At 71.3% G+C, this 25719-nt stretch carries 26 protein-coding genes and 1 pseudogene; 5 read left to right on the top strand and 22 right to left on the bottom strand.

All coding sequences use genetic code 11. The features are described from left to right. The first annotated feature begins 24 nt into the window (after positions 1-24). Entirely contained in the window at positions 25-483 is a 459-nt protein-coding gene (locus tag QP939_RS31355; protein WP_285449796.1) for a MarR family winged helix-turn-helix transcriptional regulator, read from the top strand. Beyond that, complete coding sequence (locus tag QP939_RS31350) at positions 470-904, top strand: OsmC family peroxiredoxin (RefSeq protein ID WP_285449794.1); 435 nt, start codon at positions 470-472, stop codon at positions 902-904. Before QP939_RS31355 ends, QP939_RS31350 begins: the two co-directional genes overlap by 14 nt. 53 nt (positions 905-957) lie before the next feature. On the opposite strand, the gene QP939_RS31345 is transcribed toward QP939_RS31350, so the two are convergent. From QP939_RS31345 to QP939_RS31325, 5 genes are all read right to left on the bottom strand, one after another. Next, entirely contained in the window at positions 958-1146 is a 189-nt protein-coding gene (locus tag QP939_RS31345; protein ID WP_285449793.1) for a hypothetical protein, read from the bottom strand. 308 nt (positions 1147-1454) lie between these two features. Further along, positions 1455-2318, bottom strand: a complete 864-nt coding sequence (locus tag QP939_RS31340; RefSeq protein ID WP_285449792.1) for a helix-turn-helix domain-containing protein — start codon at positions 2316-2318, stop codon at positions 1455-1457. Then, the gene (locus QP939_RS31335) at positions 2281-2805 is read right to left on the bottom strand and encodes a DUF6879 family protein (protein WP_285449791.1); all 525 of its coding nucleotides are present in this window, start codon (positions 2803-2805) and stop codon (positions 2281-2283) included. Before QP939_RS31335 ends, QP939_RS31340 begins: the two co-directional genes overlap by 38 nt. Continuing rightward, positions 2789-2983, bottom strand: coding sequence for a hypothetical protein (locus QP939_RS31330; RefSeq protein ID WP_285449790.1), 195 nt, complete (start codon positions 2981-2983; stop codon positions 2789-2791). Before QP939_RS31330 ends, QP939_RS31335 begins: the two co-directional genes overlap by 17 nt. A gap of 76 nt (positions 2984-3059) precedes the next feature. Then, a complete protein-coding gene (locus tag QP939_RS31325; protein WP_285449789.1) occupies positions 3060-3596 on the bottom strand; it encodes a CGNR zinc finger domain-containing protein in 537 nt (178 codons plus the stop codon). A 73-nt stretch (positions 3597-3669) separates the two neighbouring features. On the opposite strand from QP939_RS31325, the gene QP939_RS31320 reads away from it, so the two are divergent. Next, entirely contained in the window at positions 3670-4839 is a 1170-nt protein-coding gene (locus QP939_RS31320) for an MFS transporter (protein ID WP_285449788.1), read from the top strand. Here the strand turns inward: QP939_RS31320 and QP939_RS31315 are convergent. From QP939_RS31315 to mraZ, 13 genes are all read right to left on the bottom strand, one after another. Further along, positions 4836-5660: an NAD(P)H-binding protein gene (locus QP939_RS31315; protein WP_285449787.1), complete on the bottom strand. Its 825-nt coding sequence runs from the start codon at positions 5658-5660 to the stop codon at positions 4836-4838. The two genes, QP939_RS31320 and QP939_RS31315, sit on opposite strands and share 4 nt — an antisense overlap. A 78-nt stretch (positions 5661-5738) precedes the next feature. Continuing rightward, positions 5739-6566 (bottom strand): cell division protein FtsQ/DivIB, encoded by an 828-nt coding sequence (locus QP939_RS31310; RefSeq protein WP_285449786.1) that lies wholly within the window; start codon positions 6564-6566, stop codon positions 5739-5741. A 4-nt stretch (positions 6567-6570) separates the two neighbouring features. Further along, on the bottom strand, positions 6571-7959 hold the full coding sequence (murC, locus tag QP939_RS31305; RefSeq protein WP_285449784.1) for a UDP-N-acetylmuramate--L-alanine ligase: 1389 nt from the start codon (positions 7957-7959) through the stop codon (positions 6571-6573). After that, positions 7952-9076 (bottom strand): undecaprenyldiphospho-muramoylpentapeptide beta-N-acetylglucosaminyltransferase, encoded by a 1125-nt coding sequence (gene murG / locus QP939_RS31300; RefSeq protein ID WP_285449782.1) that lies wholly within the window; start codon positions 9074-9076, stop codon positions 7952-7954. Before murG ends, murC begins: the two co-directional genes overlap by 8 nt. Beyond that, a complete protein-coding gene (ftsW, locus tag QP939_RS31295) occupies positions 9073-10572 on the bottom strand; it encodes a putative lipid II flippase FtsW (protein WP_285449781.1) in 1500 nt (499 codons plus the stop codon). Before ftsW ends, murG begins: the two co-directional genes overlap by 4 nt. Further along, positions 10559-11965: a UDP-N-acetylmuramoyl-L-alanine--D-glutamate ligase gene (gene murD, locus QP939_RS31290; protein ID WP_285449779.1), complete on the bottom strand. Its 1407-nt coding sequence runs from the start codon at positions 11963-11965 to the stop codon at positions 10559-10561. The genes ftsW and murD overlap by 14 nt, the downstream gene beginning before the upstream one ends. A 2-nt stretch (positions 11966-11967) precedes the next feature. Next, positions 11968-13050 carry a phospho-N-acetylmuramoyl-pentapeptide-transferase gene (gene mraY, locus QP939_RS31285; RefSeq protein WP_285449778.1) on the bottom strand — a complete coding sequence of 361 codons (1083 nt, stop codon included), beginning with the start codon at positions 13048-13050 and terminating at the stop codon, positions 11968-11970. Continuing rightward, positions 13047-14549, bottom strand: a complete 1503-nt coding sequence (locus QP939_RS31280) for a UDP-N-acetylmuramoyl-tripeptide--D-alanyl-D-alanine ligase (RefSeq protein WP_285449776.1) — start codon at positions 14547-14549, stop codon at positions 13047-13049. Before QP939_RS31280 ends, mraY begins: the two co-directional genes overlap by 4 nt. After that, positions 14546-16090 carry a UDP-N-acetylmuramoyl-L-alanyl-D-glutamate--2,6-diaminopimelate ligase gene (locus QP939_RS31275; protein ID WP_285459890.1) on the bottom strand — a complete coding sequence of 515 codons (1545 nt, stop codon included), beginning with the start codon at positions 16088-16090 and terminating at the stop codon, positions 14546-14548. Before QP939_RS31275 ends, QP939_RS31280 begins: the two co-directional genes overlap by 4 nt. Before the next feature lie 258 nt (positions 16091-16348). Continuing rightward, on the bottom strand, positions 16349-18271 hold the full coding sequence (locus QP939_RS31270; protein ID WP_285449775.1) for a peptidoglycan D,D-transpeptidase FtsI family protein: 1923 nt from the start codon (positions 18269-18271) through the stop codon (positions 16349-16351). Continuing rightward, a complete protein-coding gene (gene ftsL / locus QP939_RS31265; RefSeq protein WP_285449774.1) occupies positions 18271-18978 on the bottom strand; it encodes a cell division protein FtsL in 708 nt (235 codons plus the stop codon). The genes QP939_RS31270 and ftsL overlap by 1 nt, the downstream gene beginning before the upstream one ends. Next, entirely contained in the window at positions 18975-19928 is a 954-nt protein-coding gene (gene rsmH / locus QP939_RS31260) for a 16S rRNA (cytosine(1402)-N(4))-methyltransferase RsmH (RefSeq protein WP_285449772.1), read from the bottom strand. The genes ftsL and rsmH overlap by 4 nt, the downstream gene beginning before the upstream one ends. A 208-nt stretch (positions 19929-20136) precedes the next feature. Beyond that, positions 20137-20568: a division/cell wall cluster transcriptional repressor MraZ gene (gene mraZ, locus QP939_RS31255; protein ID WP_072482074.1), complete on the bottom strand. Its 432-nt coding sequence runs from the start codon at positions 20566-20568 to the stop codon at positions 20137-20139. 512 nt (positions 20569-21080) lie between these two features. On the opposite strand from mraZ, the gene QP939_RS31250 reads away from it, so the two are divergent. Further along, positions 21081-22037 carry a hypothetical protein gene (locus QP939_RS31250; RefSeq protein ID WP_285449770.1) on the top strand — a complete coding sequence of 319 codons (957 nt, stop codon included), beginning with the start codon at positions 21081-21083 and terminating at the stop codon, positions 22035-22037. Between the two features lie 63 nt (positions 22038-22100). On the opposite strand, the gene QP939_RS31245 is transcribed toward QP939_RS31250, so the two are convergent. The 4 genes and pseudogenes from QP939_RS31245 to QP939_RS31230 all read right to left on the bottom strand — a co-directional run bounded on the left by QP939_RS31245 (position 22101) and on the right by QP939_RS31230 (position 24319). Further along, positions 22101-22856, bottom strand: a complete 756-nt coding sequence (locus QP939_RS31245) for an ESX secretion-associated protein EspG (protein ID WP_285449768.1) — start codon at positions 22854-22856, stop codon at positions 22101-22103. Continuing rightward, the gene (locus tag QP939_RS31240; RefSeq protein ID WP_285449767.1) at positions 22853-23410 is read right to left on the bottom strand and encodes a PPE domain-containing protein; all 558 of its coding nucleotides are present in this window, start codon (positions 23408-23410) and stop codon (positions 22853-22855) included. Before QP939_RS31240 ends, QP939_RS31245 begins: the two co-directional genes overlap by 4 nt. A 15-nt stretch (positions 23411-23425) precedes the next feature. Beyond that, the gene (locus QP939_RS31235; RefSeq protein WP_285449766.1) at positions 23426-23977 is read right to left on the bottom strand and encodes a DUF3558 domain-containing protein; all 552 of its coding nucleotides are present in this window, start codon (positions 23975-23977) and stop codon (positions 23426-23428) included. Beyond that, positions 23970-24319 (bottom strand): annotated as a pseudogene (locus QP939_RS31230) (hypothetical protein). Before QP939_RS31230 ends, QP939_RS31235 begins: the two are co-directional and overlap by 8 nt. A gap of 306 nt (positions 24320-24625) precedes the next feature. Here QP939_RS31230 and QP939_RS31225 point away from each other — a divergent pair. Then, positions 24626-25693, top strand: coding sequence for an AAA family ATPase (locus QP939_RS31225; protein WP_285449765.1), 1068 nt, complete (start codon positions 24626-24628; stop codon positions 25691-25693). Positions 25694-25719 lie beyond the last annotated feature (26 nt).

Genomic DNA, 25719 nt, shown 5'->3' with positions numbered 1-25719 from the left:
TAATCGTGGGCTAGGTTAGCGGTCGTGCCGGACGAGTTCCTCTTGGAAGAGCAAGCCTGCTTCGCGCTCTACGCGGCGTCGCGCGCGGTGACGGACACGTACCGTCCCCTGCTCGGCGAGCTGGGTCTCACGTACCCGCAGTACCTGGTGCTGCTGGTGCTGTGGGAGTCCGACGACCGGCCGGTCAAGGAGATCGGCGAGGCGCTGCACCTGGACTACGGCACGCTTTCCCCGCTGCTCAAACGACTCGAGGCCAACGGGCTGGTGACGCGGGCGAGGCTGCCCGCGGACGAACGCACGGTGGTGGTCAGCCTGACCGAGGAGGGCCGGGCGGTGCGCGAGCGCGCCGCGGGTGTCCCGTCGGCGATCGGCTGCGCGCTGGGCCTCGACGACACCGGGCGGCGCGAACTGATAGCGACCCTGCGGCGGCTGACGGCGTCGGCCACCGCCTACACACATGGAGGCCCTGATGCCCAGCCGTGACGCGACCACCCACTGGGTCGGCGGACTGCAGAACGGGAAGGGCGAGGTCACGCTGGACTCGTCCAACGCGGGTTCGTTCGCGGTGTCGTTCCCGACCCGCGCGGGCAACCCGGACGGCCAGACGAGCCCGGAGGAACTCATCGCGGCGGCGCATTCGTCGTGCCTGGCGATGAACCTGTCGGGCGTCCTGGAGGCGGCGAAGATCACGGCGGATTCGATCGACGTGAGCGCGGAGGTAACGCTCGGCCCGGCCGCGGGCGGCGGCTTCGAGATCAGCGGCATCGCGATCACGCTGCGCGCCACGGTGCCGGGCGTGACGGCCGAGCAGTTCGCGGAGTACGCGGAGACGGCAGAGAAGACGTGCCCGGTGTCGAAGGCCCTGGCGGGCACGACGATCACCCTGGACGCGGCGCTCAACTGACGCTCGCATTCAGGTGCGGCCCCCTCGGAGCAGCCGAGGGGGCCGTTCGCCGTTCACCCGGAGAACTTCGCCAGGTGTTCCGTCACCCAGGCGCGGCCGAACTCCGCGAGCACTGTGCCGGACCAGCGCCCGGCGATCCGGACGTCGGTCCACAGGGTCATCTTCGGGCCTTCGAGCGTCCCGTGGCCGACGTGGACGTTCGAGGCTCCTTCAGGCCAGCTGAAGACGAAGTGCGCATACATGTACATCCACACCCGGCGTCCAGACACGTCCCTGGCTTCGGTCGGCCCTTCGGCCGGGTATGGCGCACGGTAGAACATCTGTGTTCTACCGCCGAAGTGAAATTCCTCAGGCACGAATCCGGGGCACAGCAGCGGGTCAGTCTTCGACAATGGTGATCGTGCCGGTGCCATCGCAGCTTCCGCAGCCCTTTCCCTTGCAGTCGCCACAAGTGCGAGTGATGTTCTCCATTCTCCGACACTAGGACGACGCGATCAGCGCACGCCAGACCTACTCGCGAATGCGCATTGTTTCGCCAATGCCCGCCTGATCACAGCTCACGACGGAAGTCGTCTGCTGCCGATCGGAGAAATTCGACCGCTTCTTCACCCCGCAACGCCTTCGACCGGAAGAAATCGAACAATTCGAGGTGGTAGTCGATATCACGGGGATCCCTCATGGCGACACCGCCGGAGAAGAGCTCGACCGTGACCAACCGTTCGTCGTAGACGACGAAGATGTTCAAAGGCGCAGCGAAAACCTGCGCCGTCCGAGGGAGGATCGCCAAGTCGACCGCGTCGAGCGCAGCCGTCTCCGCCAGGTGCTCGAGCTGGCCGACCATCACTTCGAGCGGCGCTCGCCGCCACGTCACCGCCTGCTCGGTGAGGACGAAGAGAAAAGTCCGGCCGGAACCGGTCAGCGACGATTTCCAGCCCATGCGTACGTCGAGCATCTTCTCGACATCACGATCGGGTGCGCCTTTCACACTCGAGGCCAGTGCGTGCCGAGCGTAGTCGCGGGTTTGCAGGATCCCACTGGGAATGGCCGGAAGGAACTGGCGGACCACAGTCGACGCCTCTTGCAGCGCCTTGATCTCACGCTGGTGGTGCCAGCTCCCGGCACGCGCCGACGAACGCCAGGACGTGTACCCGACGTTCGCCACCCGCGCCAGGGACAACAGGCGTTCGGCGTCGTCGACCGGCACGCCCAAAGCTTGCACGATCTGCTCGACGTCGACCACGGACGGCAGGGTCTTGCCGGTTTCGATACGGCTGATCTTGGCCTGGCTCATCGCACACCGGACGGCCAGCCGTTCGCCGGACAAGCCCGCGGCGCGGCGCAGCTCCCTCAGCAACTCGGCGAGCGTCGCACGCTGTTCAGCCTGCAGCTCCGGTTCCAGCGGTCCAGTCGTCAAAAGGCACTCCGTGGCTCAAAGCGTTGTCCCGCCACGCACGGTATCGCCCGAGGTCCGCCTCCGCGGCCAGGTCACGACCGAGGAAGCTGCCGTCGGCCGCGAACCGCAGCCGGACTACGTGTTCGTCGTCGAAGAGCCAGAAGTCGTGGTCAGGGAGGTCGAGACAGCGGTCCGTGTCGTCGACGATCCAGTAGCGTTCACCCGCCTCGATGTTGTCCGGGATCCCCCAGGTCAGCAGGAAACGGGTGTAATCGGTCAACGGCCGCCTGACGATCTTCGCGCGAACCATCGAAGCGCCGGCCCCGGTCTTCATTCGGACCATGCGGCGCCACGGGGCGTCGACCACGGGCTTGGGTTCACCCGCCAGGAACTTCGAAAGCCGTTCCTGCTCCTCGGGGATCCGATACGTCTGCCGGAGTTCGAGGCGAAACGCGGACGCGGTGAAGTCCCGGAAGAGAGCGGCGATCCGCTCAGCGTCCGAGCTCACTCACGGCCTCCTCCAACAGAGCAAGCGGCAGCTCCACGGCCTGCTCCCCCGGCCCCACCCGAAGGCCCGCCTGGTCATCGACGGCCGTCCCGATGACGATGACACTCCCACGGTCGGTCAAGTGCACGGCCGGGCAGTTGTCGTATTCGCACCCGCCGGCGAGCTTCTTCAGTTCCATGCGAGGACGGTATCGACAGCGGAGGGTGCCATCAAGGACACGGAGAGTTCTAGTCGCGTGTTCGCATAACCGCGCGTCAGGACGCGCCCGCCTTGGCTCGATATGTCGACTTCTTCGCCTGGTTGCCGCAGATCTCCATCGAGCACCACCGCCGCGTGCCCGGCCTCGACGTGTCCAGGAACAGCGCGCCGCATTCAGGACCCGCGCACCGCCGGACCCGCGCGAACTCCGGCGACGTCACCAGATCCAGCGCGTCCCGAGCCAGCAACGACAACATCGCCGACGCAGGATCCGAAGCCTGCCAACGCAATTCGCCCGACGGTGTCAACGAAGGAGCAGGTACCGGCAGAGCCGCGAACTGGTTCAACCGCCGCCGCGTCGAGGGGCGGGCCGATGTCGTGAGCAGCTCGTGCACCGCCTCTCGCACCGCCCGGGCGTCGTCCGCCGATGCCGGGTGGACCGGCGTCGAGAACGGGCCCAGCTGGTCGATCCACGCTCCCCACGCCGCCGCGTCCGGGAGTTCCTCCAGCTCCGACGGCGTGCCTCGGTAGCGCAGCGTCCGGATGAAGTCGAGGCACAGCCTGCCCGCTCCCGCGCGGAATCTCTCCGTCATGCGGGTCACAGTACGCCGGAACCGGTTTGACTGGTACCGTCGGGAACCGATCAAACCGGTTCCAGGGGGCACGATGACCGACACGAGGCAACAGGCGCCACCCGGCTGGCTGGTGCTGCTGCTTGCCGTCTCTTGTGGACTGACCGTCGCCAACCTCTACTACGCCCAGCCGCTGCTCGCCGAGCTGCGCGGCACCTACGGCGTCGGCGAGGCCGCCGCCGGTGGGGTCGTCACCGCCACCCAGATCGGCTACGCCACCGGGATGTTGCTGCTCGTCCCGCTCGGTGACCGCCGGGAGAACCGCGGGCTCGTCGCCGCCCTGCTCGCGCTCGCCTGCGCCGGGCTGGTCGTCACCGGCGTCGCGCCCGGGTTCGTCGTGCTGCTCGTCGCGTCACTCGTCGTCGGGGCGGCGTCGGTCGTCGTGCAGATCCTCATCCCCTTCGCCGCCGACATCTCGCCCGACGCCATCCGCGGCCGGATCGTCGGACGCGTCGTCAGCGGCCTGCTCTTCGGCATCCTGCTTTCCCGCGTCGTCGCCAGCCTGCTGGCCGAGGTGACCAGCTGGCGTGTCGTCTTCCTCATCTCGGCCGCGGCGATGGCCGCGCTCGCCGTCGTGCTGCGCTTCATCCTGCCGCGCCGGGCGCCCAAAACGGACGTCCACTATGGACAGCTGTTGCGATCCACTTTGGCCATGTGGAAGAAACACCCCGCGTTGCGCCACCGTGCGCTTTACCAGTCGGCGATGTTCGGGGCGTTCAGCGCGTTCTGGACGACGATCGCGTTCGTGCTGACGGCGCCGCCGTTCAACTACACCCAGCTCGGCGTCGGCTTGTTCGCGCTGGCGGGCGCGGCCGGCGCCGCAGTGGCACCGCTGGCCGGGCGGTGGTCGGACCACGGCCACGGCCGGCGGCTCACCGCGGGCGCGTTCGCCCTGTGCGCGGCGGCGTTCGCGCTCGCCGGGTTCGGCGCGCACAGCGTCATCCTGCTGGCGATCGCGGCGATCGCGATCGACACGGCGGTGCAGGCGACGCTGGTGACCGGCCAGCACGTGATCTACCAGCTCGACCCGTCGGCGCGCGCCCGCGTCAACAGCGTGTACCTGGGCACGTTCTTCATCGGCGGCGCGATCGGCTCCCAGGCGGGGTCGATCGCCTACCACCTGGGCGGCTGGACGGCGGTCGTCGTCTTCGCGGGCGCGCTCCCGCTCATCGGACTGGCCGGGATGACGCGCACCGAGGTCTAAGCGAACACCTCGCGCCGCGCCGCGACCCACTCGGCGTACGTGGTTCCCGGGCGGCCGAGCAGCTCTTCGACGACCCCGGTCGGCACCTGCGGGTGCCGCAACGTTTCCTCGAAGCCGTCGAGCAGCCAGTCGACGGCCAGCTCGGGAACGCCGAAGCCGACCCACTGCGCGCGTTGCTCCGCGCGGGTCAGTTCGCGGAACCGGATTTCCTTGCCCAGCACCGTTTCCAAGGTTGCGACCTGCCCGCGGAGGCTGATCGCCTCCGGTCCACTGAGGACATACGTGGCGCCGACGTGCCCTTCGGTCGTGAGCAAGCGGGCCGCCACGGCGGCGATGTCGCCGAGGTCGATCGGGGTCTGGGTCGCGTCGCCGTAGGCCATCGCGACCTCGCCCGCGCGGACCATGTCCGCCCAGTCGAGGGTGTTGTTCATGAAGACGCCGGGGCGCAGGAAGGTCCAGGCAAAACCCGCCTCGCGGACGGCGGCCTCCACCGCGCCGTACTCGTTGCCGCTGGAGCCTTCGTGGCCGTCACCGACGCTGCTGCCCGACAGCGCCACGACCCGCTTGATGCCCGCGTCGATGGCCAGTTCGCAGAACCGCCGGACGGTCCGAGCCATCGGCGCGAGGTAGACCGCGTCGACGCCGTCGAGCGGCAGAGTGGACGGCCGCGCCAGCGACCCGACGACCACCTCGGCCTCCGGCGGCAGCTTCGCGCGTCCGGGATCAATCGTGAGGGCCCGCACCGAGGCCCCCGCCGCGAGCAGCTCGTCGACCACCAGCCGCCCGACGCTGCCGGTCGCCCCCGTCACCAGAACTGTCATCGAACACCCTCCTTGTTCTCGTATGCCGTACGAGACCGTACGGCATACGAGAACCCGAAGGCACTCGAATTGAAGACTTCAGGAGGTGATGGTCGGCAGCTCGGGCGCCGCGACGTCGTAGATCTTGCCCTCCTGGGTCAGCAGCGCCGCCAGGACCTTGGCCTTGCGGTCCGTCTGCTCCGCCGTCCCCCAGCGGACGATCTTGCCGCTCGACAACGTGAACTCGACACTCGCCGGGGTCTTCGCCGTCGCCGTCGTGACCTGCTTGAGCAGCTGCTCCGGGATCACCCCGAGCACCGCCGTCACCGCGCGCGTCACCGGGTCGTCCGCCGACACCTTCGGCAGCTTCAGCTCCGGCAGCCCCGCCGGCCGCGACGGGACCGTCTTGAACACCACGCCGCCGCCGTCGACCAGGTGGACTCCGTCACCTCCCGGGCCGCTGTCGAAGAACGCGATCGCCGTCCGCTCGGTCACCGTGATCTCGACCGTGTTCGGCCAGGACCTCGACACCTCGACCGTCGCGATGCCCGGCATCGCCGCCACCCGGTCGCGGATCTCGTCGGTGCTCAGCCGGATCATCGGTTTGTCGACCGGGACCGCCGCCACCGCGCGAATCTGGTCGGCCGGCACCGTGCGCGCGCCCGCGACCGAGACCTCCTTCGCGCCCAGCATCGAGCTGAAGAACAGCAGGTAGACCACCGCGACGACGGTCAGCACCGTGAGCAGCGCGACCCAGCGGCGGCGGATCTCCACCTGGCGGTTCGGCCGGTTGCGCGTCGCGGGGCGCGCGGCGCGGGTGCGGCGGCGCTCCTCTTCGGACCGCCGTCCTCGCCGTTCCCGCGCCAGGGCGGCGCGATCCCGTTCGTCCTCTTCGGACGGACGGCGGCGTTCCCGGGTCGGACTCATCGGCTCAGCGCTTGTCCAGCTCGGCGAGGATCTCCGGACCCAGCTGCGTCACGTCCCCGGCGCCCATCGTGACGACCAGGTCGCCGCCGCGCACCAGCCCGGCGACCAGCCCGGGGGCGACGTCGAACGCGGGCTCGTAGTGCACCGGCACCGTCACGCCGTCGGCGATCAACGCGCCGGTCACGCCCGGCTCCGGCTCTTCGCGAGCGCCGTAGACGTCCAGCACGACGACCTCGTCGGCCAAGGACAGCGCCGACGCGAACTCCGCCGAGAACATCTTCGTCCGCGAGTAAAGGTGCGGCTGGAACACGACGACGACCCGGCCGGACCCGGCCGCGGTCCGCACCGCGCGCAGCTGCGCCGCCACCTCGGTCGGGTGGTGGGCGTAGTCGTCGTAGACGCGGACGTCCGCCGCGCGGCCCTTGAACTCGAACCGGCGACGCACACCGCCGAACGCCGCGAGCCCCTCGGCCAGCTCAGCTGCCGGCGCGCCCAATTCGATCCCGGCCAGCAGCGCCGCGACCGCGTTCAACGCCATGTGCTCGCCCGGCACCGCGACCCGCACCGATAGCTCGGAGCCGTCCAGCAGGAGCCGCACGACGCCGCCGTCCGGCGCCGGGGCGTAGTCCAACACCCGGGCGTCCGTCGCCGTGCGGCCGTACCGGCGCACGCGCACACCCATCTCCTCGGCCTGCGACCCCAGTTCGTCGGCCGCCGCGTCGTCGGCGCAGACGATCAGCAGCCCGCCCGGCACGATCCGGCCGACGAAGTCGGTGAAGACCTTCGTGTAGGCCTCGGCCGTGCCGTGGTGGTCCAGGTGGTCCGGCTCGACGTTCGTCACGACCGCGACCGACGGCGAATACGTCAGGAACGAGCCGTCGCTCTCGTCGGCCTCGGCGACGAAGATGCCGCCCTCGCCGTGGTGGGCGTTGGCGCCGGATTCGTTGAGGTCGCCGCCGATCGCGAACGACGGGTCGAGGCGGCAGTGCTGCAGCGCGACCGTGAGCATCGACGTCGTCGACGTCTTGCCGTGCGTCCCGGCGATGCAGGCGACGCGGTGGCCTTCCATGAGCCCGGCCAGCGCCTGGGCCCGGTGCAGCACCGGGATGCCCGCCTCGCGCGCCGCGGCCAGCTCCGGGTTGGTCTCCTTGATCGCCGTCGAGACGACCACGGCCGACGGCGGCTCTGCCAACGCGGAAATGTTCGCCGCGCTCTGACCGACGAACAGCTCGGCGCCCTGGGCGCGCAGCGACAGCAGCGCGCGCGACTCCTTGGCGTCCGAGCCCGACACGAAAGCGCCGCGCGCCAGCAGAATCCGCGCGATGCCGGACATCCCGGCACCGCCGATCCCGATCAAGTGCGCCCGGCGCAGCTCTTCAGACAGTTCAGGCACCGGCGGCCTCCAAAACGATGCGGGCGAGGGTCTCGTCGGCTTCGCGGTGGCCCATGCCGACCGCGGCCGCGCCCATCTTCGCGACGCGGTCGGCGTCGGTGACCAGCGGGACGACCAGCTCGGCGACCTTGCCCGGGCTGAGGTCGCCGTCGGAGACCATCAGCGCGGCTCCGGCGTCGACCGCGGGCCGCGCGTTGGTGGCCTGCTCGCCGTTGCCGATCGGCAGCGGGACGAACACCGCGGGCAGCCCGACCGAGGTCACCTCGGCGACGGTCATCGCGCCCGAGCGGCAGATCGCGACGTCGGCCGCGGCGTAGGCCAGGTCCATCCGCTCCAGGTACGGCACCGGCACGTACGGCGGCTTGCCCGGGAACTCCTGCACGACCAGCGTGTTCTTCGGGCCGTGCGCGTGCAGGACGCCGACGCCGGCGTCCGCGAGGTCCTTCGCCGCGCCGGACACGGCCGCGTTGATCGACTGCGCGCCCTGCGATCCGCCGAACACCAGCAGCGTCGGCGCGTCCGGGTCCAGGCCGAAGAACTCGCGCGCCTCGGCCCGCAGCGCGGCCCGGTCGAGGGCCGTGATCGACCGCCGCAGCGGGATCCCGACGACCTCGGCCTTCGGCAGCGGCGTGCCGGGGACGGCGACCGCGACGCGTGCGGCGAACCGCGCACCCACCTTGTTCGCCAGGCCCGCCGACTTGTTGGCCTCGTGCACGACGATCGGGACGCGCCCGCGCGCGGCCAGGTAGGCGGGCAGGGCGACGTAGCCGCCGAAGCCGACGACGACGTCCGCGCCGACGCGCTCCAGCACTTCGCGGGTCTTGCGGACCGAGTCGCGGACCTTCAGCGGCAGCTTGACCAGTTCGGGTGTCGGCTTGCGGGGCAGCGGCACCGGCGGGATCAGCTCGAGGGGGTAGCCGCGGGCCGGGACGAGCTTGTTCTCCAGGCCGCGCTCGGTGCCCAGCGCGACGACCTTCGCGTCCGGGCGCAGCCGCATGACGGCGTCGGCCAGGGCGAGGGCGGGTTCGATGTGTCCTGCGGTGCCACCTCCGGCGACCACGACCACGGGCGCCTTGCCCGCAGCGGCTCGCTCGGTTCCCTTGACGGGCTTACTCACCAATGACCTCTCCGGTTCGCGGTACTCCGGGTACCACGGCTCGCTGTTGTCCGCGCGGCCCCGCCGCGAGACGTGGCCGTGCTCCGTGCCGCGCTGCGGCGCACCGGCTCGCGGACCGACCTGCGTCGTTCCTGCGCCGGGGCGGGCCGCGCCGCACGGGGCGCGGGCCTGGCCGCCTTCGCCCCGGCGCGCGCCGCTCCCTTGCGGGTGGCGGGCGGGCGGTACGGATCGGGCGCGGGCAGCCGCAGCAGGCGTCCGAATTTACCCGGCCCCTGTGTGCGCAGTGCGGCCACCGCCTCCGGTTCGTGCCGGGCGGCGTTCGCGAGCACCCCCATGATGAGCATGGTGATCACCAGCGACGTCCCGCCGTAGGAGATCAGCGGCAGCGTGACGCCGGTGACCGGCAGCAGGCCGACGACGTAGCCGATGTTGATGCCGGCCTGGGCGACCAGGAACACCGTCAGCGTGCCGGAGACGATCCGGATCCACGGGTCGATGTTGCGGGTGGCGATCCGCAGGCCGACGATGGCGACCCCGGCGAAGAGGGCGAGCACGACCACGCAGCCGATCAGCCCGAGCTCCTCGCCGATCAGGGCGAAGATGAAGTCGTTCTGCACGTTCGGCAGGTAGCCCCAGTTCGACGTGCCCTGGCCGAGGCCCTTGCCGAGGAACCCGCCGTCGGCCAGCGCCAGCTTGGCCTGGTTGGCCTGGAAGCCCTCGGCGCTCGTGTCGGCGTCCGGCGAGAGGAACGACATGACGCGGGCGAGCCGGTAGGGCGCGATGACGGCGAGCACCAGCACCCCGGCCAGGCCACCGGCGAGGATCACGCCGAAGAGCCGTTTCGGGGCGCCGGCGAACCACAGCAGGGCCAGCAGCACCACGGCGAGGGTGATCGTGCCGCCGAGGTCGGGCTGCAGCATGACCAGGGCGAACATCAGCAGCGCGATCGGTACCACCGGCACCAGCAGGTGCCGCCACTGGTGGATGACGTTGTACTTGATCACCAGGATGTGTGCGCCCCAGAAGGCCAGCGCCACCTTGGCCGCCTCGACCGGCTGGAAGGTGAAGTCGCCGAGCTTGAACCAGCCCTGCGAGCCGTTGACCGTCGAGCCGAGCGGGGTGAGCACGAGGACCAGCAGGCCGAGGCAGATCACCGTCGCGGTGGCCGACATCCGGCGGATCCGCTCCAGGTTGACCCGCAGGCCCAGCCAGAACACGACCGACCCGATCGCGACGAACACCAGGTGCTTGGTGAACAGCGAGTAGACCCCGCTGCCGGTCTTCGGGTTGTAGGAACCGACCGAGGACGCCGAAAGCACCATGACGATGCCGATGACGGTCAGCACGCCGGTCAGGGCGAGCACGAGGTGGAACGACGCCAGCGGACGCGAGAGCCACGCGGTCAGCGCGGTCCGGAAGGCGACGAAGCCGCTCTCCTTGCGCTCGCGGCGCGGCCGCTTGGGCGGCTTGTCGGTCTTGGGCTCAGTTACCGTCACTCGGCTCCCCCGCTGCGTCGTCGCGAAGGACGTGCACCGCCGCGGCGAACGCGTCGCCGCGCTCGCCGTAGTTGCGGAACATGTCCAACGACGCCGCGGCGGGTGCCAGCAGCACCACGTCACCAGGCCGGGCCATCGCGCTGGCCGCACTCACCGCCGCAGTCATGGGTTCATCGTCACCCGGACGGAGGCTGTTCACCGGGACATCCGGCGCGTGTCGCGCGACCGCGGCGGCGATCACGGGTGAATCGACCCCGAGTAGCACAACCCCGCGCAGGCGGCCAGCGATGCTGCTCACGAGTTCGTCGACCGAGGCGCCCTTGAGCTGGCCCCCGGCGATCCACACGATGCTCTCGTGCGCCCGCAGCGACCCGGCGGCCGCGTGCGGGTTGGTCGCCTTCGAGTCGTTGACGTACCGGACGCCGCGGATCTCGGCGACCTCGACCGCCCGGTGCGGGGCGGGCTGGTACTCGCGCAGGCCCTTCAGCACGGCCTCCGGCGAGACGCCGTGGGCACGGGCCAGCGCGGCCGCGGCCAGGGCGTTCGAGACGTTGTGCGGGCCCGCCGGGCGGACGTCGGCGAGGGTGGCCAGTTCTTCGGCGCTGGTCGCCGGGTCGGCGACGAAGGCGCGGTCGACCAGCAGGTCTTCGACCAGGCCGAGTTCCCCGGCGCGCGGGGTGTCGAGCTGGAAGCCGACGCGGCGGGCGCTCTCCGGCGCGTGCTCTTCGGCGATGCGCGTCGACCACTCGTCGTCGGCGTTGTGCACCGCCACCTTGGCCCGGGCGTAGACGCGGCCCTTCGCAGCGGCGTACTCGTCCATCGAGCCGTGCCAGTCGATGTGGTCTTCGGCGAGGTTGAGCACCACGGCCGCGTCCGGGGCCAGCGTCGAGGACCAGTGCAGTTGGAAGCTCGACAGCTCCACGGCCAGCACGTCGTAACCCGCACGGACCGCGTCGAGGGCCGCGTAGCCGATGTTCCCGCAGGCCACGGCGTTCGCCCCGGCCGACTTGAGGATCGATTCGAGCATGCCGACGGTGGTCGTCTTGCCGTTGGTGCCGGTGACCACCAGCCACGCGGGCGGGTGGTCGCGCAGCTGCCCGACGCGCCAGGCCAGCTCGACGTCGCCGATCACCTCGACACCCGCCTCGGCCGCGGCCACCAGCAACGGCGACGTCGGCCGCCAGCCGGGGCTGGTGACGACGAGAACTGTTCCTTCGGGCGGCTCGGTCAGCCCGGGCACCAGCTCGGCGCCCAGGCCGTCCAGCTCGGCCAGGCGCTCGGCGTTGCCGTCGGTGACGGTGACGCGTGCGCCGAGGTCGGTGAGCACGGGCACGATCGACTTCCCGGTGACCCCCGCACCGGCGACGAGAACGTGACGACCGGCGATGTCCAACGTCAGCCTCCGAAGCCCAGCTGCTCGCTGTAGAACAGGCCGAGACCGAACATGCAGCAGATCGCGGACAGCAGCCAGAACCGGATGATGACCGTGGTTTCCGCCCACCCGGCGAGTTCGAAGTGGTGGTGGAAGGGCGCCATCCGGAACAGCCTTCGCCGGGTCGTCCGGAAGACCGCGATTTGCGCGACCACCGAGATCATCTCGACCATGAACAGGCCGCCGATGACGATGGCGAGCAGCTCGGTGCGGGTCGTCATGGACAGCCCGGCGACCAGGCCGCCGAGGGCCAGCGAGCCGGTGTCGCCCATGAAGATCTTCGCCGGGGCCGCGTTCCACCAGAGGAACCCGACGCAGGCGCCGGTGGCCGCGGCGGCGACCACCGCCAGGTCGAGCGGGTCGCGGACGTCGTAGCAGGCGGGCGCCGGGCCGTTGGCGCAGTTGAGCCGCTCCTGCCAGAACGAGATGACGACGTAGGTCGCCAGCACCATCGCCGCCGAGCCGCCGGCCAGGCCGTCGAGGCCGTCGGTGAAGTTCACCGCGTTCGACCAGCCCGAGATGACGATGTAGCAGAAGATCACGAAGAACACCGCGGGGAAGGTGATCAGCGCGAGGTCGCGGACGTAGGAGAGGCTCTGCGACGCGGGCGTGATGCCCCGCGAGTCCGCGAAGTTCAGCGCGAGGACCGCGAACGCGACCGTGACGACCAGCTGGCCGACCAGCTTCGCGGTCTTGTTCAGCCCCAGGTTGCGCTGCTTGCGGATCTTGATGAAGTCGTCGAGGAACCCGACGATCCCCAGGCCCACCGCGAGCATCAGGACGAGCAGCCCGGAGGCCGTCGGCGCGCCGCTGCGGGAGTTGAACATCCAGTTGATCAGGTGTGCGGCGAAGTACCCGACGACCATCGCGACGATGATCGCCACGCCGCCCATGGTCGGGGTACCGCGCTTGGACTTGTGTCCCTGCGGGCCTTCCTCACGGATCTCCTGGCCGAAGCCCTGCCGGGAGAAGACCCGGATCAGGTAGGGCGTGAGCAGGATGGAGATCAGCAGGCCCGCCGCGGCCGCGATCAGGATGCTGATCACGCGTCACCACCGTTCGAGCGATTCTCGGAGTTGCCGGATTCCCGGGGTTCGAGCAGTGCTTCGGCGACCCGCCAGAGGCCGGCCGCCTTGGAGGCCTTGACCAGCACCACGTCCCCGGGACGGAGCTGATCATGCAGCAGGGCGACGGCGGCCTCGACGTCGGGTACCAGAGTCGACTCCTCGCCCCAGGAACCCTCCTGGTGCGCCCCCTGGTGCATGGCCGCCGCCTCGGGCCCGATCACGACGAGCTTGGCGATGTTGAGCCGCACGACGAGCCTGCCGATCTCGTCGTGCGCGGTGACCGCGTCCGCGCCGAGCTCGCCCATCACGCCGAGCACGGCCCACGACCGGCGGCCGGTCTCCCGCGTCATCGCGGCGAGGGCCTTGAGCCCGGCCCGCATCGACTCGGGGTTGGCGTTGAAGGAGTCGTTGAGGATGGTCACGCCGTCTTCGCGGGTGACGACCTCCATGCGCCGCGCGGACCGCCGTTCGAGCCCGGAGAGGCGCTGGGCGATCTCCTCGGTCGTCGCGCCCAGCTCGAGAGCGACCGCGGCCGCGGACAACGCGTTGCCGACGTGGTGCTCGCCGTGCAGCGGGAGCTTGACGTCGGCCTCCCCCGCCGGGGTGACCAGCCGGAAGGACGCGCGGGCCTGGTCGTCGACGGTGATGTTCTCCGCGCGGATCTGCGCGGACGGGCTTTCGCCGACGAACACCACGCGGGCCTTCGTGCGGCTCGCCATCGCGCTGACCAGCGGGTCGTCGGCGTTCAGGATCGCGACGCCGTCCTCGGGCAGGGCCTCGACCAGCTCGCCCTTGGTCTTCGCGATGCCTTCGCGCGAGCCGAACTCGCCGACGTGCGCGCTGCCGACGTTGAGCACCACGCCGATCCGCGGCGGGGCGATCTCGGCGAGGTGGGCGATGTGGCCGGGCCCGCGCGCGGACAACTCCAGCACCAGGTGCCGGGTTTCCGCCTCGGCGCGCAGGGCGGTCCAGGGGTGGCCCAGTTCGTTGTTGAACGACCCGGGCGGCGCGACCGTCGGGCCGAGCGGCTCGAGCAGCTGGGCGATGATGTCCTTCGTCGACGTCTTGCCGGAGGACCCGGTGACGCCGACGACGGTCAGGTTCCCCTCGGAGAGCCGCTGGACGACGTACCGGGCGAGCTTGGCCAGCGCGGCCAGCACGGCGGCGCCGGAGCCGTCCTTGTCGCCGGTCAGCGCGACCGACCGCTCGTGGGCCTCGCCCGCGGCCAGCGGCGGGACGACGATCGCGGGCGCGTCGACCTCGCGGGCGGCCAGCACGGCCACGGCGCCCGCCTCGACAGCCTGCGCGGCGAAGTCGTGGCCGTCGACCTTCTCCCCCGGCAGCGCGACGAACAGGCCGCCGGGCGTGAGCTTCCGGGTGTCGAACTCCACGGTGCCGGTCACCCGCGCGCCCGGGTCGGCGTGGTGCAGCCGGCCGCCGACGACGTCGGCGATCTCGGCCAGGCTGAGCACGATCACACACTCACCTCGAGTTTGTTGCGGATGGCCGCGGCCAGCTCGTCGCGGTCGGAGAACGGGTGCACGACGCCGCCTGCCTCCTGGCCGGACTCGTGTCCCTTGCCGGCGACGAAGACGATGTCGCCCGGCTCGGCGAGCGCGACGGCGTGCGCGATGGCTTCGCGGCGGTCGCCGATTTCGACGACCTCGCCGCCTTCGGCCGGGCCGACCGCGCGGGCGCCGGCCAGCATCGCGGCGCGGATCGCGGCCGGGTCTTCGGAGCGCGGGTTGTCGTCGGTGACGATCAGGACCTCGCTGCGCCGGGCCGCCGCCTCGCCCATCATCGGGCGCTTGGCGGTGTCGCGGTCTCCGCCGCAGCCGAGCACGGTGATGATCCGGCCCTCGGCGCGGGCCCGCAGCGCGTCCAGGCCCTGCGCGACCGCGGCCGGCTTGTGCGCGTAGTCGACGACGGCGGTGAACTCCTGGCCGACGTAGATCCGCTCCATCCGGCCCGGCACCTGCACCTGGGCGAGGCCGGTGACGATGTGTTCCAGCGACACGCCCGCGGTGCTCAGGATCGCGGCGGCCAGCACGGCGTTGGCGACGTTGAACTCGCCGGGCAGCGGGATCCGGGCGGGCGCGCTGAGGCCGTCCGGGCCGTGCAGCGTGAACGTCTGCTCGCCGTCCGGGGTGGCTTCGAGGTCCGTGGCCTTCCACGCGGCCTCGGTGCCGGGATCGGTGGTCACGGTGATCGTCTGCGGCGTGAGCAGCGCCTGGCCCCACGCGCTGTCGACCACGACGACCTCGGTGGTCGAGCGGCCGTCGAACAGCAGGGACTTCGCGGCGAAGTACTCCTGCATGTCCTTGTGGAAGTCCAGGTGGTCCTGGGAGAGGTTGGTGAATGCGCCGACCGCGAACCGGGTGCCGTTGACCCGGCCCAGCGCGAGCGCGTGGCTGGAGACCTCCATCGGCACGTGCGTGACACCGCGCTCGAGCATCACCGCGAGCAGCGCCTGCAGGTCGGGCGCCTCCGGCGTGGTGAAGCCGCTGACCAGGCGTTCGCCCGCGATGCGGGTCTCGACCGTGCCGATCAGGCCGGTGGTCAGGCCGGCGGCCTGCAACCCGGCGTCGACCAGGTAGGACGTCGTGGTCTTGCCGGACGTGCCGGTGACGCCGAGGACGGCCAACCGCAGGGATGGCTCGCCGTAGATCCAGGCGGCGATCTCGCCGAGGGCGGCGCGCGGGTCGGCGTGGACCAGGATCGGGACCCCGGCGTCGCGCAGGGCGGGCCGCTCGGCGCCTTCGGCGTCGGTCAGCACCGCGACGGCCCCGGCCGCGACCGCCTGGTCGCTGAAGTCGGCGCCGTGCGCGCGGGCGCCGGGCAGCGCCGCGAAGAGGTCGCCGGGCAGCACGTGCTGGGCCCGCAGGGTGGTGCCGGTGACGGTGAGGTCGGCGGCGTCGGGCGAGTCGGCGATCAGGCGCGCGTCCGCCCTGGCGAGCAGCGTCGCCAGCGGGACCGGGTCGATGCGCGCCGGGCGGGGCGGCGCGGGGACCGCTTTCACCGGGCTTTTCGGCACCTGGGAACTGGACGAGGACACGGACACGGCCAAGAGGCTACCGGCGGGCGGTTCCACCCCCCGCACGCGGTACGGCGATTGCGCGCGGTTCCGGCACATGTGCTAAGCCACCTCGCGCACTCCGTTGCCCCGCAAGGCTTTCCCGGGCACGACCAGCCGAAGTGGACGCTCCCTGGCAGAAAAGCCGGGAAGGCCTCCTTCCCGGCTTCCCGCGCCGGTAAGGAGGCCTTCACGGACTGTGGCCTACTGGACGACGAGCTGGACCTGCGGCGAAGGGCCGTCAGACAGCGGAATCTGGTACCGCTGCGTGAGGTACGAGGCGATGCTGTGGAACAGCGGGCCCGCGGAGTGCCCGACCGGCAGCGTCGTGTCCGGCGCGTCCAGCCGGATCCCCACCACGAACCGCGGGTGGTCGGCGGGCAGGATGCCGGCGAAGGTGATGTTGTACAAGTGGTCGCTGTAGGCCTTCGTCCGCGGGTCGACCTGCTGGCCGGTGCCGGTCTTGCCGGAGATCTGGTAGCCCTCGACGGCCGCCGTCGGGGCGGTGCCGCTCTGCTGGCCCTTCCCCTTCTGCGCGACCGCGCGCATCATGTCGCGCACCGTCTTGGCCGTCTGCGGGCTGACCACCTGGACGGACTTCGGCGCGGGCTCCGGCACGGTCGTCCCGTCCGGGTTGACCTTCGCCTTGACGATCCGGGGTTCGACGCGCAGGCCGTCGTTCGCGATCGCCTGGTACATCCCGGTCATCTGCAGGATGGTCATCGACAGGCCCTGCCCGATCGGCAGGTTGCCGAACGTGGTCGCCGACCACTGGCTGCGCGCGGGCACCACGCCCGCGCTCTCGCCGGGCAGGCCGACGCCGGTGCGCTGGCCGAGGCCGAACTTCTTGAGCAGCTCGGAGTAGTGCTCCTCGCCGATCTTCTGGGCCAGCAGCAGCGTGCCGATGTTGGACGACTTCGCGAAGACCCCGGTGGTGGTGAACGTCTGCGTGCCGTGGGTCCAGGCGTCGTGCACGGTCTTGTCCGCGATCTGCAGCGAGCCGGGCACCTGCAGCGTCGACTCCGGCGTCGCGATGCCCTCGTCGATCGCGCCGGTGGCGGTGACGATCTTGTTGACCGAGCCGGGTTCGAACGGCGTGGTGACCGCCGGGTTGGCGAGGTCCTCGTTGGTCCAGGTCGACTGATCGTTGGGGTCGAACGTCTTGTCGTTGGCCAGCGCGTAGACCTCGCCGGTCTTGGCGTCCATGACCACGGCCTGCCCGCCCTTGGCATGCGACTGCTGGACGTAGTCGGTCAGCTGGCGCTGCACCTCGTACTGCAGGTCGGAGTCGATGGTCAGCTCGAGGTCCGAACCGGGGACGGCGGCCTGCAGGTCGCGCTCGGTGCCCGGGATGACGACGTTGTCGCTGCCGTTCTTGGTGTTGACCAGCATCCGGCCCGGCGTGCCGGCCAGGTCGTTGTCGCGCAGCAGCTCCAGCCCGACCAGGCCGTGCAGGTTGTGCTTGGACACGTCCGGGTCGTCGGAGCGCCAGTTCGCGGCGCCGACGATGTTCGAGGCCAGGCTGCCGCCCGGGTACTCGCGCAGCGCGCGCTTCTCGACGCCGATCCAGGCGAAGTGCTTGACGATGTCGGCGGCGATCGACGGCTCGACGTTGTTCACCAGGTAGGTGAAGGACGCCTGCTTGTGGAACAGGTCGAGCAGCTGCTGCTCGGAGATCACGTTCGGCAGCTTGCCGGCGATGTACTTGGCGGCTTCGGCGGTCTCGCTGTCGAACGTCTTCTTCGTGCCGGGGTTCTTCGCGGCGAAGTCGTCCATGCTCTTGTGCAGCGCCTTGAGGTTCACCGATAGCGTGCGCACCTCGACGCTGAACGCCAGCTTGGCGCCGTTGCGGTCCACAATGGACCCGCGCTGGGCGGGGATGTCGATGGTCTGGGTGCGCTGCCGCTCGGCCGCGGCGGACAGCGCCCCGGCCTCGAACCACTGCACCTGCACCAGTTTCGCGCCCGCGACGAGCAGCACCGCGACCAGCAGCAGGCGCACGGCGGAGAACCGGCTGCGGTGCCCGCCGTTGCCCCGGCGCGCGGCCGCGCTGCGCGTGCCGGCGGCGTAGGTCCGCCGCGCGCTGCCCGCGGCGCGCGAACGGACCTGCCCCCGGCTCGAAGCCATCACTGCCCGGCCGCCGGCTGCTCGTCGGCGGGCACGGCGGGCTGGTCGCCCTCGATCGGCGCGCCCTGCTGGGACTGCGTGCCCGCGGCCGGCGCGGCCGGCGGCGCGACCGGCACCGCCGGCGTGTCCGGCTTGGCCTTCTTGGGCTCGCCGACGAGCGACGTCTTCCCGTCCGGGCCGACGACGATCCGCGCGGGGTCGCCACCGGGCACCATGCCCAGCTGCTGGGCCGCGGGGGCCAGCGAAGCGGGCGACTCGGCCTTGGCGACGTCGCGCTGCAGCTGTTCCTTCGTCTCGGCCAGGCTCGCGTTGGTGGTGCGCAGCTGCTCGAGCCGGTAGGAGTCGGCGATGGCCTGCGTGGTCAGCCAGAGCGTGGTCGCCACGCCGGCGGCCAGCAGCGCCATCATCATCAGCACGAACGACGCGCGCGACTTCGGCAGCCGCAGCTTCAGCTTCGGCTTGGGCTCGCCCGGCTCGGCCTTGGGCTGCGGACGCGGCTCGCGCTCCTTGAGCAGGTCGGCGCGCTGGGCGCGGCGCGCGTAGGCGCGTTCGGCCGCGGACGTGCGGCCCCGCGACGCCCGGCGCGGCGCGGCCTTGCCCGGCTGCGCCTGCGGTTCCGGCTCGACGGTGGTCGGGGTGCGGGCGGCCTCGCTGCGGGCCCGCGTCGCCGGCGCGGCCCGGCGGCGGGACTTCGCGGGAGCGGTCATCGCGGCTCTCCGATCCTCTCTGCGGCCCGCAGCCGCACCGAGGCGGCGCGCGGGTTCCGTTCGATCTCCTCTTCGCCGGCCTTCTCGGCGCCCCGGGTCAGGAGCTTCAGCTCCGGACCGTGCCCCGGCAGTTCCACCGGCAGCCCCTCCGGCGTGCGGGACTTCGCGAGCTCGGCCAGCGCCTGCTTGACCAACCGGTCTTCCAGCGACTGGTAGGACTCGACGACGATCCGGCCGTGCATGGCGAGCGCCCCCAGCGCGGCGGGCATGGCCCGGCGGAGCACCTCCAGCTCGCCGTTGACCTCGATCCGCAGCGCCTGGAAGGTCCGCTTGGCCGGGTGCCCGCCGGTGCGGCGGGTGGCGGCCGGGACGGCGTCGTAGAGCAGCTCGACCAGCCGCCCGCTGTTCGTGAAGGGTTCTTTTTCCCGGGCGGCCACGATCGCTTTGACGATCCGCTGCGCGAACCGTTCCTCGCCGTAGTCCCGCAGGATCCGGACGAGTTCGCCGGGCGCGTAGGTGTTGAGCACGTCGGCGGCGGTGAACCCGGTGGTCGGGTCCATCCGCATGTCCAGCGGCGAGTCCTTCGAGTAGGCGAAGCCGCGCTCGGCGCGGTCCAGCTGCATCGACGAGACGCCGAGGTCGAAGAGGATGCCGTCGGCGTGGCTCAGGCCGAGGCTTTCGAGCGCCTCCGGGAGTCCGTCGTAGACGGTGTGCACGAGGTCGACGCGGTCGCCGTGGCGGGCGAGGCGTTCTCGCGACTTCTCGAGCGCGGCGGGATCGCGGTCCAGCGCGACGAGGCGCAGCCGCGGGAACGCTTCGAGGAGGGCGTCGGAATGCCCGCCGAGCCCGACGGTGGCGTCCACGAGGACGCCGTCGCGGTCGGCGAACACGGGAGTGAACAGCTCGACGATGCGGTCGAGCAGCACCGGGACGTGCTCGGGTGCCGTCATGTTCCTCTCCCCCTTTCTCACTGGCCCGGGGGAAATATGGCGGATGCCGTCAGGTCCCTGTCCGCCCGCTGCCGACCTGGTACCGGGGAAGGTGCACCAGGGCTGTTGAGCGGACAGAGGCCTCACGGCATCCGGGTGGGCGCGCTCCCCGGGTGCGGGCGGCGAACCTCTTCGTCCCCCGACGACGAAGGTGCACCGCGCCACACGCCTAGAAGACGCCCGGCAGTACTTCCTCTCGAGCCTTCGCGTAGCTGTCTTCGTGCTCCTCCAGGTAGCCCTGCCACGCTTGGGCGTCCCAGATCTCCAGCCTGGTGATCGCCCCGATCACCACGCACTCCTTGCTGAGCCCCGCGTAGCGGCGGAGCTCGGGCGCGATGGTGATGCGCCCCTGGCCGTCCGGCCGTTGCTCGTCCGTGCCCGCGAACAGGTAGCGCTGGTAGGCCCGAACCGCCTCGTTGGTGAACGGGGCCTCGGCGACCTTGCGCGCCATCTGCTCGAACTCGGCGCGGGGGAAGACGAAGAGGCAGTGGTCCTGCCCCTTGGTGACCATCAGCCCACCCGCCAAGGCGTCACGGAACTTCGCGGGCAGCGCGAGCCGCCCTTTGTCGTCCAGCTTCGGGGTGTGGGTGCCGAGGAACACGGCCTCCACCTCCCTACCGTCTTGGGCGGCGAACCACTTCGGACGGCCACGGGGCTTCCCTTCCGCCCCACTGGCCACCACCGTACCCCACTTTTCACCACAGTCAACGCGACAAACGCCCGCCTCACTCCGTCGTGTTCGTTGTTTGCGCAGGTCAGCAGAGTGGGGGCCGGTGGGGGGTGCGGTGGGGCACCGTGGCCAAGATCCCCCGCGCCGGGGGCCGGAGCAACCTCAGCTGTTCCCCATGCGTCCGCATAACGGCCGCGAAGGAACCGGCCGGGGCTGCGGTGGGGCCGGGTGGGGGCCGTCGGTGGGGCCCGGTGGGGAGCCGAGTGGAGCCAAGTGGGGAGGTCTTGAATGAGTCATTCAGGACCTCCGAAGACCTGAATGACTCATTCAAGACCTTTGCCGGGGCGCGGGAGTTATCCACAGGGGTCGGCTTATGACCGTGAGTAGTCCACAGATCACCTAAAGCCCTGTTGGTGCGCCCGCTTCGACGCGACGATCGACGCGTGAGCAGACAAACGTGGGCACGCGACGCCGAGGCCCTGTTCGCCGCGAGCAGGCTGGGCGTGATCACCGTGGCGCGCCTGGAATCCCTCGGCGTACCGCAGCGGACGAGTTACCGGCGCTGCCGTCCCGGCCAGCCTTGGCAACGTCTACTCCCCGGTGTGGTTCTGCTGCGCACCGGCGAGCCGACACGTCGGCAGCTGGTCGAGGGCGCACTCCAGTACTGCGGTGACCAGGCGGTGGTCACGGGACTGGAGTCCTGCCGCCGCCAGGGGCTTCGACAGCCTGCGCAGCCCGGCGAACCGATCCACCTGCTCCTGCCCGCCCACCTCAAGACCGTGAGCAGCGGGTACGTCCTCGTCGAACGGACGACCCGCGTGCCCGCCGCGGTCCGGGTCGACGGCTTGCCGCTGGCCCCGGCGGTCCGATCGGTGCTCGACGAGTGCCGCCGGTCGACCGACCTCGGCAACGTCCGGGCGCTGCTGGCCCAAGCCGTGCAGCAACTGGCGATCGACCCGGCCGACCTGTCGACCGAGCTGGAGAACGGAAGCAGACGGGGCAGTGCGGTGCCGCGAGCAGCGCTGAGGGAAATCACCAGGGGCGCCCGGTCGGCCGCCGAAGCCGCGGCCATGAGGTTGTCGCGCCGTACGGGGCTGCCCGCGCCGGTGTGGAACTTCGAACTCCGCGACGAGCGAGGCCGGTACATCGCCACGCCGGATGCCTGGTGGGACGACGTGGCCCTGGCCTGGGAGATCGACTCCTACGAGTTCCACTTCGGGCAACCCGGCTACGCCGCGACCCTGGCCCGCAACAACCGGTACGCCGCCGCGGGTGTCGCCGTGGTGCAGACGGTGCCCAGCCAGGTCCGCTCGAACCCGGACGCGGTCGTCGCCGAGTTGGTCGCCGCCTACCGGGCCGCCGCGGTCCGCCCCCGTCCCCCGGTCCGGCTGGCGTCTTGAATGACTCATTCAGGTCTTGGGAGGTCTTGAATGACTCATTCAAGACGCGGGAGGCGGGTGCGGTCAGTCCTCCGGGGTCACCAACGAGGCGATGCGCGAAGCGAGACGCGCACTATCCACCGGAGTCACGTTCACCCAGTCCTCACCACCACGCCCCGGAGTCTTCGTCGCGCAGTAAGCCCCCACATCCGTGTCGAACCAAGTCAGCCCACCGACCCGCGAAACCCGCCCCGCCCCCACCCGGCGGCTCACGCTGAACTGCCCCGCGGCATAAACCGGCCGAGCCTGGATCGCCAGCACCTCCCGAAGCTGAGCGGAAGAAGCCGCCGAAGCAGCCCCACGCGACGAAAACACCGGATCCTCAACCGCACCTGCCAGAGCCGAAGCCGCGAGGCTCACCCCATAACCGGGCCCGGCCGTCAGCTCAGGCAGGACGTCGACCAGAGCGGTACACAGCTCTCCCGAGCGGATGGCGTCCAGGCCGATCGTCTGCTCCGGCTGCGTCGCCAGCACCCCGCCCCGCCCGCGCACCGCCGTCACCGCGCGGAACGGCGTCGACGCCGTCATGTCGGCCAGCGCCTCGCACGCCACGTACACCTCGGCCCCGGCGAGCAAATCCAGCCGCGAAGCCAATGCGGGTTCGAGCGCGGACCCGTCGTAAAGGCCGCGCGCGGCCAGGTTTTCGTACACCGCCTTGCGGACCTCGGCGCGCTCCTCCTCCGTGCCGCCGACGCTGCGCACGCTCAGGGGCTCCGGTGGCCGGTCGTGTCCGAAGTCCGTCCAGAGGATGTCGAACGCCGACGCCGAAACGCGGATCAAGCCCGCCCCAGCGTCGGCGGGTTCGGGAACGACTCGGCCGGCACGTGGCCGCGCAACGCCGCGTCGCGGGTCCGGAGCACATCGATCGCCTTCTGCCGCGCCGCTTCCGCCTCCGCGCGGCGGGCCGCCATCTCCTCGGCCAGTCCGGCGAGCACCAGCACGTTGCCCGACGAAGCCGCGTCGCGGATCATCGCCGCCGGGTCGTATTCCACCGGTGGGGGCATGTCCGCCCTCGCCCGCGCCGCCGCCTCCGCCTGCGCGCCCACCGACCGGCCCACCGACGCCGAGACGGCCGCCGAATGGGAAAGCCACTGCGCGGCCCGGCCGAGCGTCGCGCGGGCCGCGTCGCCCGCGTTGCCGCTCCAGTTCTCTCCGGACGACGCGATCAGCCCGGCCAGGTCGGCGGTCGACTCGTGCAGCTTCTTCGCCAGCTCGTCCCAGCGCGCGCCCGCCTCGCCCGCGGCGACCGGGTCGTTGTCCCGCTCGACCTCCGCGGCCATCGCCTCGTGGCTGTACGACTCGTACCGCGCGGTGGGCTCGGGGGGCTGGGACACGGGGCACCTCTCCGGTCAGGGCAGCTTGGGTTCGACCAGCCCGGCCACCGTGCCCGCGCGCAGGCACGCGAGCGGGGTGTCCGAGAAGCCGGAGTTGCTGACGTCGATCTGGACGCTGGCCGCGTCGCCCACCCCGAGCAGCACCGCGCAGGTGCCGTCGGCGGCCTTCTTGTCCGCGACCTTCAGCGCCGGGTGGGCGCCGACGGTGGTCTTCGTGGCCGTCTTCTTCGCGACTTCGAGGTCGGCCAGCCCGTCGGTCTCGCTGATGGTCACCGTGACGCCGAAGCTGCCGGGCACGGTCCAGTCGCACGCGCGGGCGCCGGCGATCTGCTTGGGCTTGCCGAGCACGCTCACCCCGGCGGCCGACCGGTCCTGCGGGCCGAGCAGCGTGCAGGGGTCGAGCGCCGCGAGGCCGGTCCAGGCGACGGGCGGCGGCGCGGCCGGGACAGTGGCCGTGGCATCAGCCGAGCCGTGGCCGGCCGCAGCCGGTTGCGCGGGCTGCTGCCCGCACCCGGCGACCAGGACGACGAGGGCGGGCGCCCAGAGGTACCGCACTCCCTCAGCCACCCGTGCAGTCGACGCCGTCCGCCGCCGTCTCGTCGGCGTGCTGGTACTTCGCCAGCGCCTCGCCGATGCGGTCCTTCAGCGTCTCGAGTCCTTGCCGAACGCCGTCAGCTGCTGCACGGCCGAACCGCGCCCGCCGATGCCGTACTCGGCCATGAACTTCCCGATCTCCCCCGCGTACCCGCCGCCGAGCGGCACGGTCCGGCCGAGCACCTTCGCTTCGCGGACCATCTCGCCGACGACGTCCTGCAGCGCGCCGAGCTTCGCGTACGCGTCCGTGGCCAGCTCGGGCGCGACCGCGAAGCCGCGGACGTCGAACGGCGGCTGCGTTCGCACCTCACTCATGAGCGGTTACGCCTCTCCGTAGCCGGGCGACCTCGAACCGCAGCATACGACAGAGCGGGGCGTCAGCGGGAGCACCCAGAATCGGGTGACAACACACCCGTTCGGGGTATCGTCCCTGCTTGCGCAGTGTCATCGACCGTCGTGCCGGGCGTGAGTTCACGGGCTTCGCGGGGTTCCGCCCCCAGGTTCGCCCGGGTTTGACACACTGGATGGAAGGCTGGTCGCTGCGCGCGGACAGCAGCGATGGGGGCCGTTCGGCCCGGCGGTGCGCACAGTGCGCGCGGCCATGCGCCACCAGGAGGTCGAGTGACGTCGAGAATCCAGTCTGCGGCGCCCGGATCGGGCGAGCAGGCATCCGGACGGCCGCCTTACCCGGCGGAGTCCTCGGGCAACGGCCGGGCGCACGGCCGGCCCGGCAGAGTGTCGCTGGACGAACTGCACGAGACCGCGCGGCGGATCGCCGCCAACGTCGAGCGGGTGCTGGTCGGCAAGCCCGACGTCATCCGGATCGCGCTGGTCACGCTGCTCGCCGAAGGCCACCTCCTGGTCGAGGACGTGCCCGGCGTCGGGAAGACGTCGCTGGCCAAGGCGCTCGCCCGGTCCATCGACTGCACGGTCAGCCGCATCCAGTTCACCCCGGACCTGCTGCCGAGCGACGTCACCGGCGTCTCGATCTACAACCGCCAGTCCGGCGAGTTCGACTTCCGCCCCGGCCCGGTGTTCGCGAACATCGTGGTGGGCGACGAGATCAACCGCGCTTCGCCCAAGACGCAGTCGGCGCTGCTGGAGTGCATGGAAGAGCACCAGGTCACCGTCGACACCGCCACCTACCGCCTCGACGCGCCGTTCATGGTGATCGCCACCCAGAACCCGATCGAGATGGAGGGCACCTACGCCCTGCCGGAGGCCCAGCGCGACCGATTCACCGCGCGGGTTTCCATCGGCTACCCGGACCAGCAGGCCGAGTTGGCGATGGTCGACGAGCACGCCGGCCACAACCCGCTCGAGGAGCTGCAGCCGGTGTCCGACGGGCAGACCGTGCACCGCCTGATCGAGACGGTCCGCCACGTGCACATCGCGCCGGAGGTCCGCCGGTACGCCGTCGACCTCGTCGCGGCGACCCGGCAGGTGCCGGAGATCCGGCTCGGCGCGTCCCCGCGGGCGACGCTGCACCTGGTCCGCGCGGCGCGGGCGCAGGCGGCGCTGTCCGGCCGCGACTACGTCGTGCCCGACGACCTGCACACGGTCGCGGTCCCGGTGCTGGCCCACCGCCTGGTGCTGACGACCGAGGCCCACGCGGCGCGCCGGTCGGCGACCGACGTCGTGCGCGCGGTGCTGCACCGGGTCCCGGTGCCGCAGGGCTCCCGGCCGTAGCCCGGCCGCCGAAGGGGAAGAGAACG

This window comes from Amycolatopsis nalaikhensis, assembly GCF_030264295.1.
Taxonomy (GTDB): Bacteria; Actinomycetota; Actinomycetes; order Mycobacteriales; family Pseudonocardiaceae; genus Amycolatopsis; species Amycolatopsis nalaikhensis.
Note: the sequence above shows the minus strand (reverse complement) of the source record. Positions and strands in the feature narration are given on the sequence as shown.

Coding starts and splice junctions, on each gene's coding strand:
- QP939_RS31330 (WP_285449790.1), bottom strand. CDS start 2,983: ATGGAACTGAAGAAGCTCGCCGGCGGGTGCGAATACGACAACTGCCCG.
- QP939_RS31320 (WP_285449788.1), top strand. CDS start 3,670: ATGACCGACACGAGGCAACAGGCGCCACCCGGCTGGCTGGTGCTGCTG.
- QP939_RS31270 (WP_285449775.1), bottom strand. CDS start 18,271: ATGGCTTCGAGCCGGGGGCAGGTCCGTTCGCGCGCCGCGGGCAGCGCG.
- QP939_RS31310 (WP_285449786.1), bottom strand. CDS start 6,566: ATGAGTCCGACCCGGGAACGCCGCCGTCCGTCCGAAGAGGACGAACGG.
- QP939_RS31345 (WP_285449793.1), bottom strand. CDS start 1,146: ATGTATGCGCACTTCGTCTTCAGCTGGCCTGAAGGAGCCTCGAACGTC.
- QP939_RS31350 (WP_285449794.1), top strand. CDS start 470: ATGCCCAGCCGTGACGCGACCACCCACTGGGTCGGCGGACTGCAGAAC.
- rsmH (WP_285449772.1), bottom strand. CDS start 19,928: ATGACGGCACCCGAGCACGTCCCGGTGCTGCTCGACCGCATCGTCGAG.
- ftsL (WP_285449774.1), bottom strand. CDS start 18,978: ATGACCGCTCCCGCGAAGTCCCGCCGCCGGGCCGCGCCGGCGACGCGG.
- QP939_RS31325 (WP_285449789.1), bottom strand. CDS start 3,596: ATGACGGAGAGATTCCGCGCGGGAGCGGGCAGGCTGTGCCTCGACTTC.
- QP939_RS31315 (WP_285449787.1), bottom strand. CDS start 5,660: ATGACAGTTCTGGTGACGGGGGCGACCGGCAGCGTCGGGCGGCTGGTG.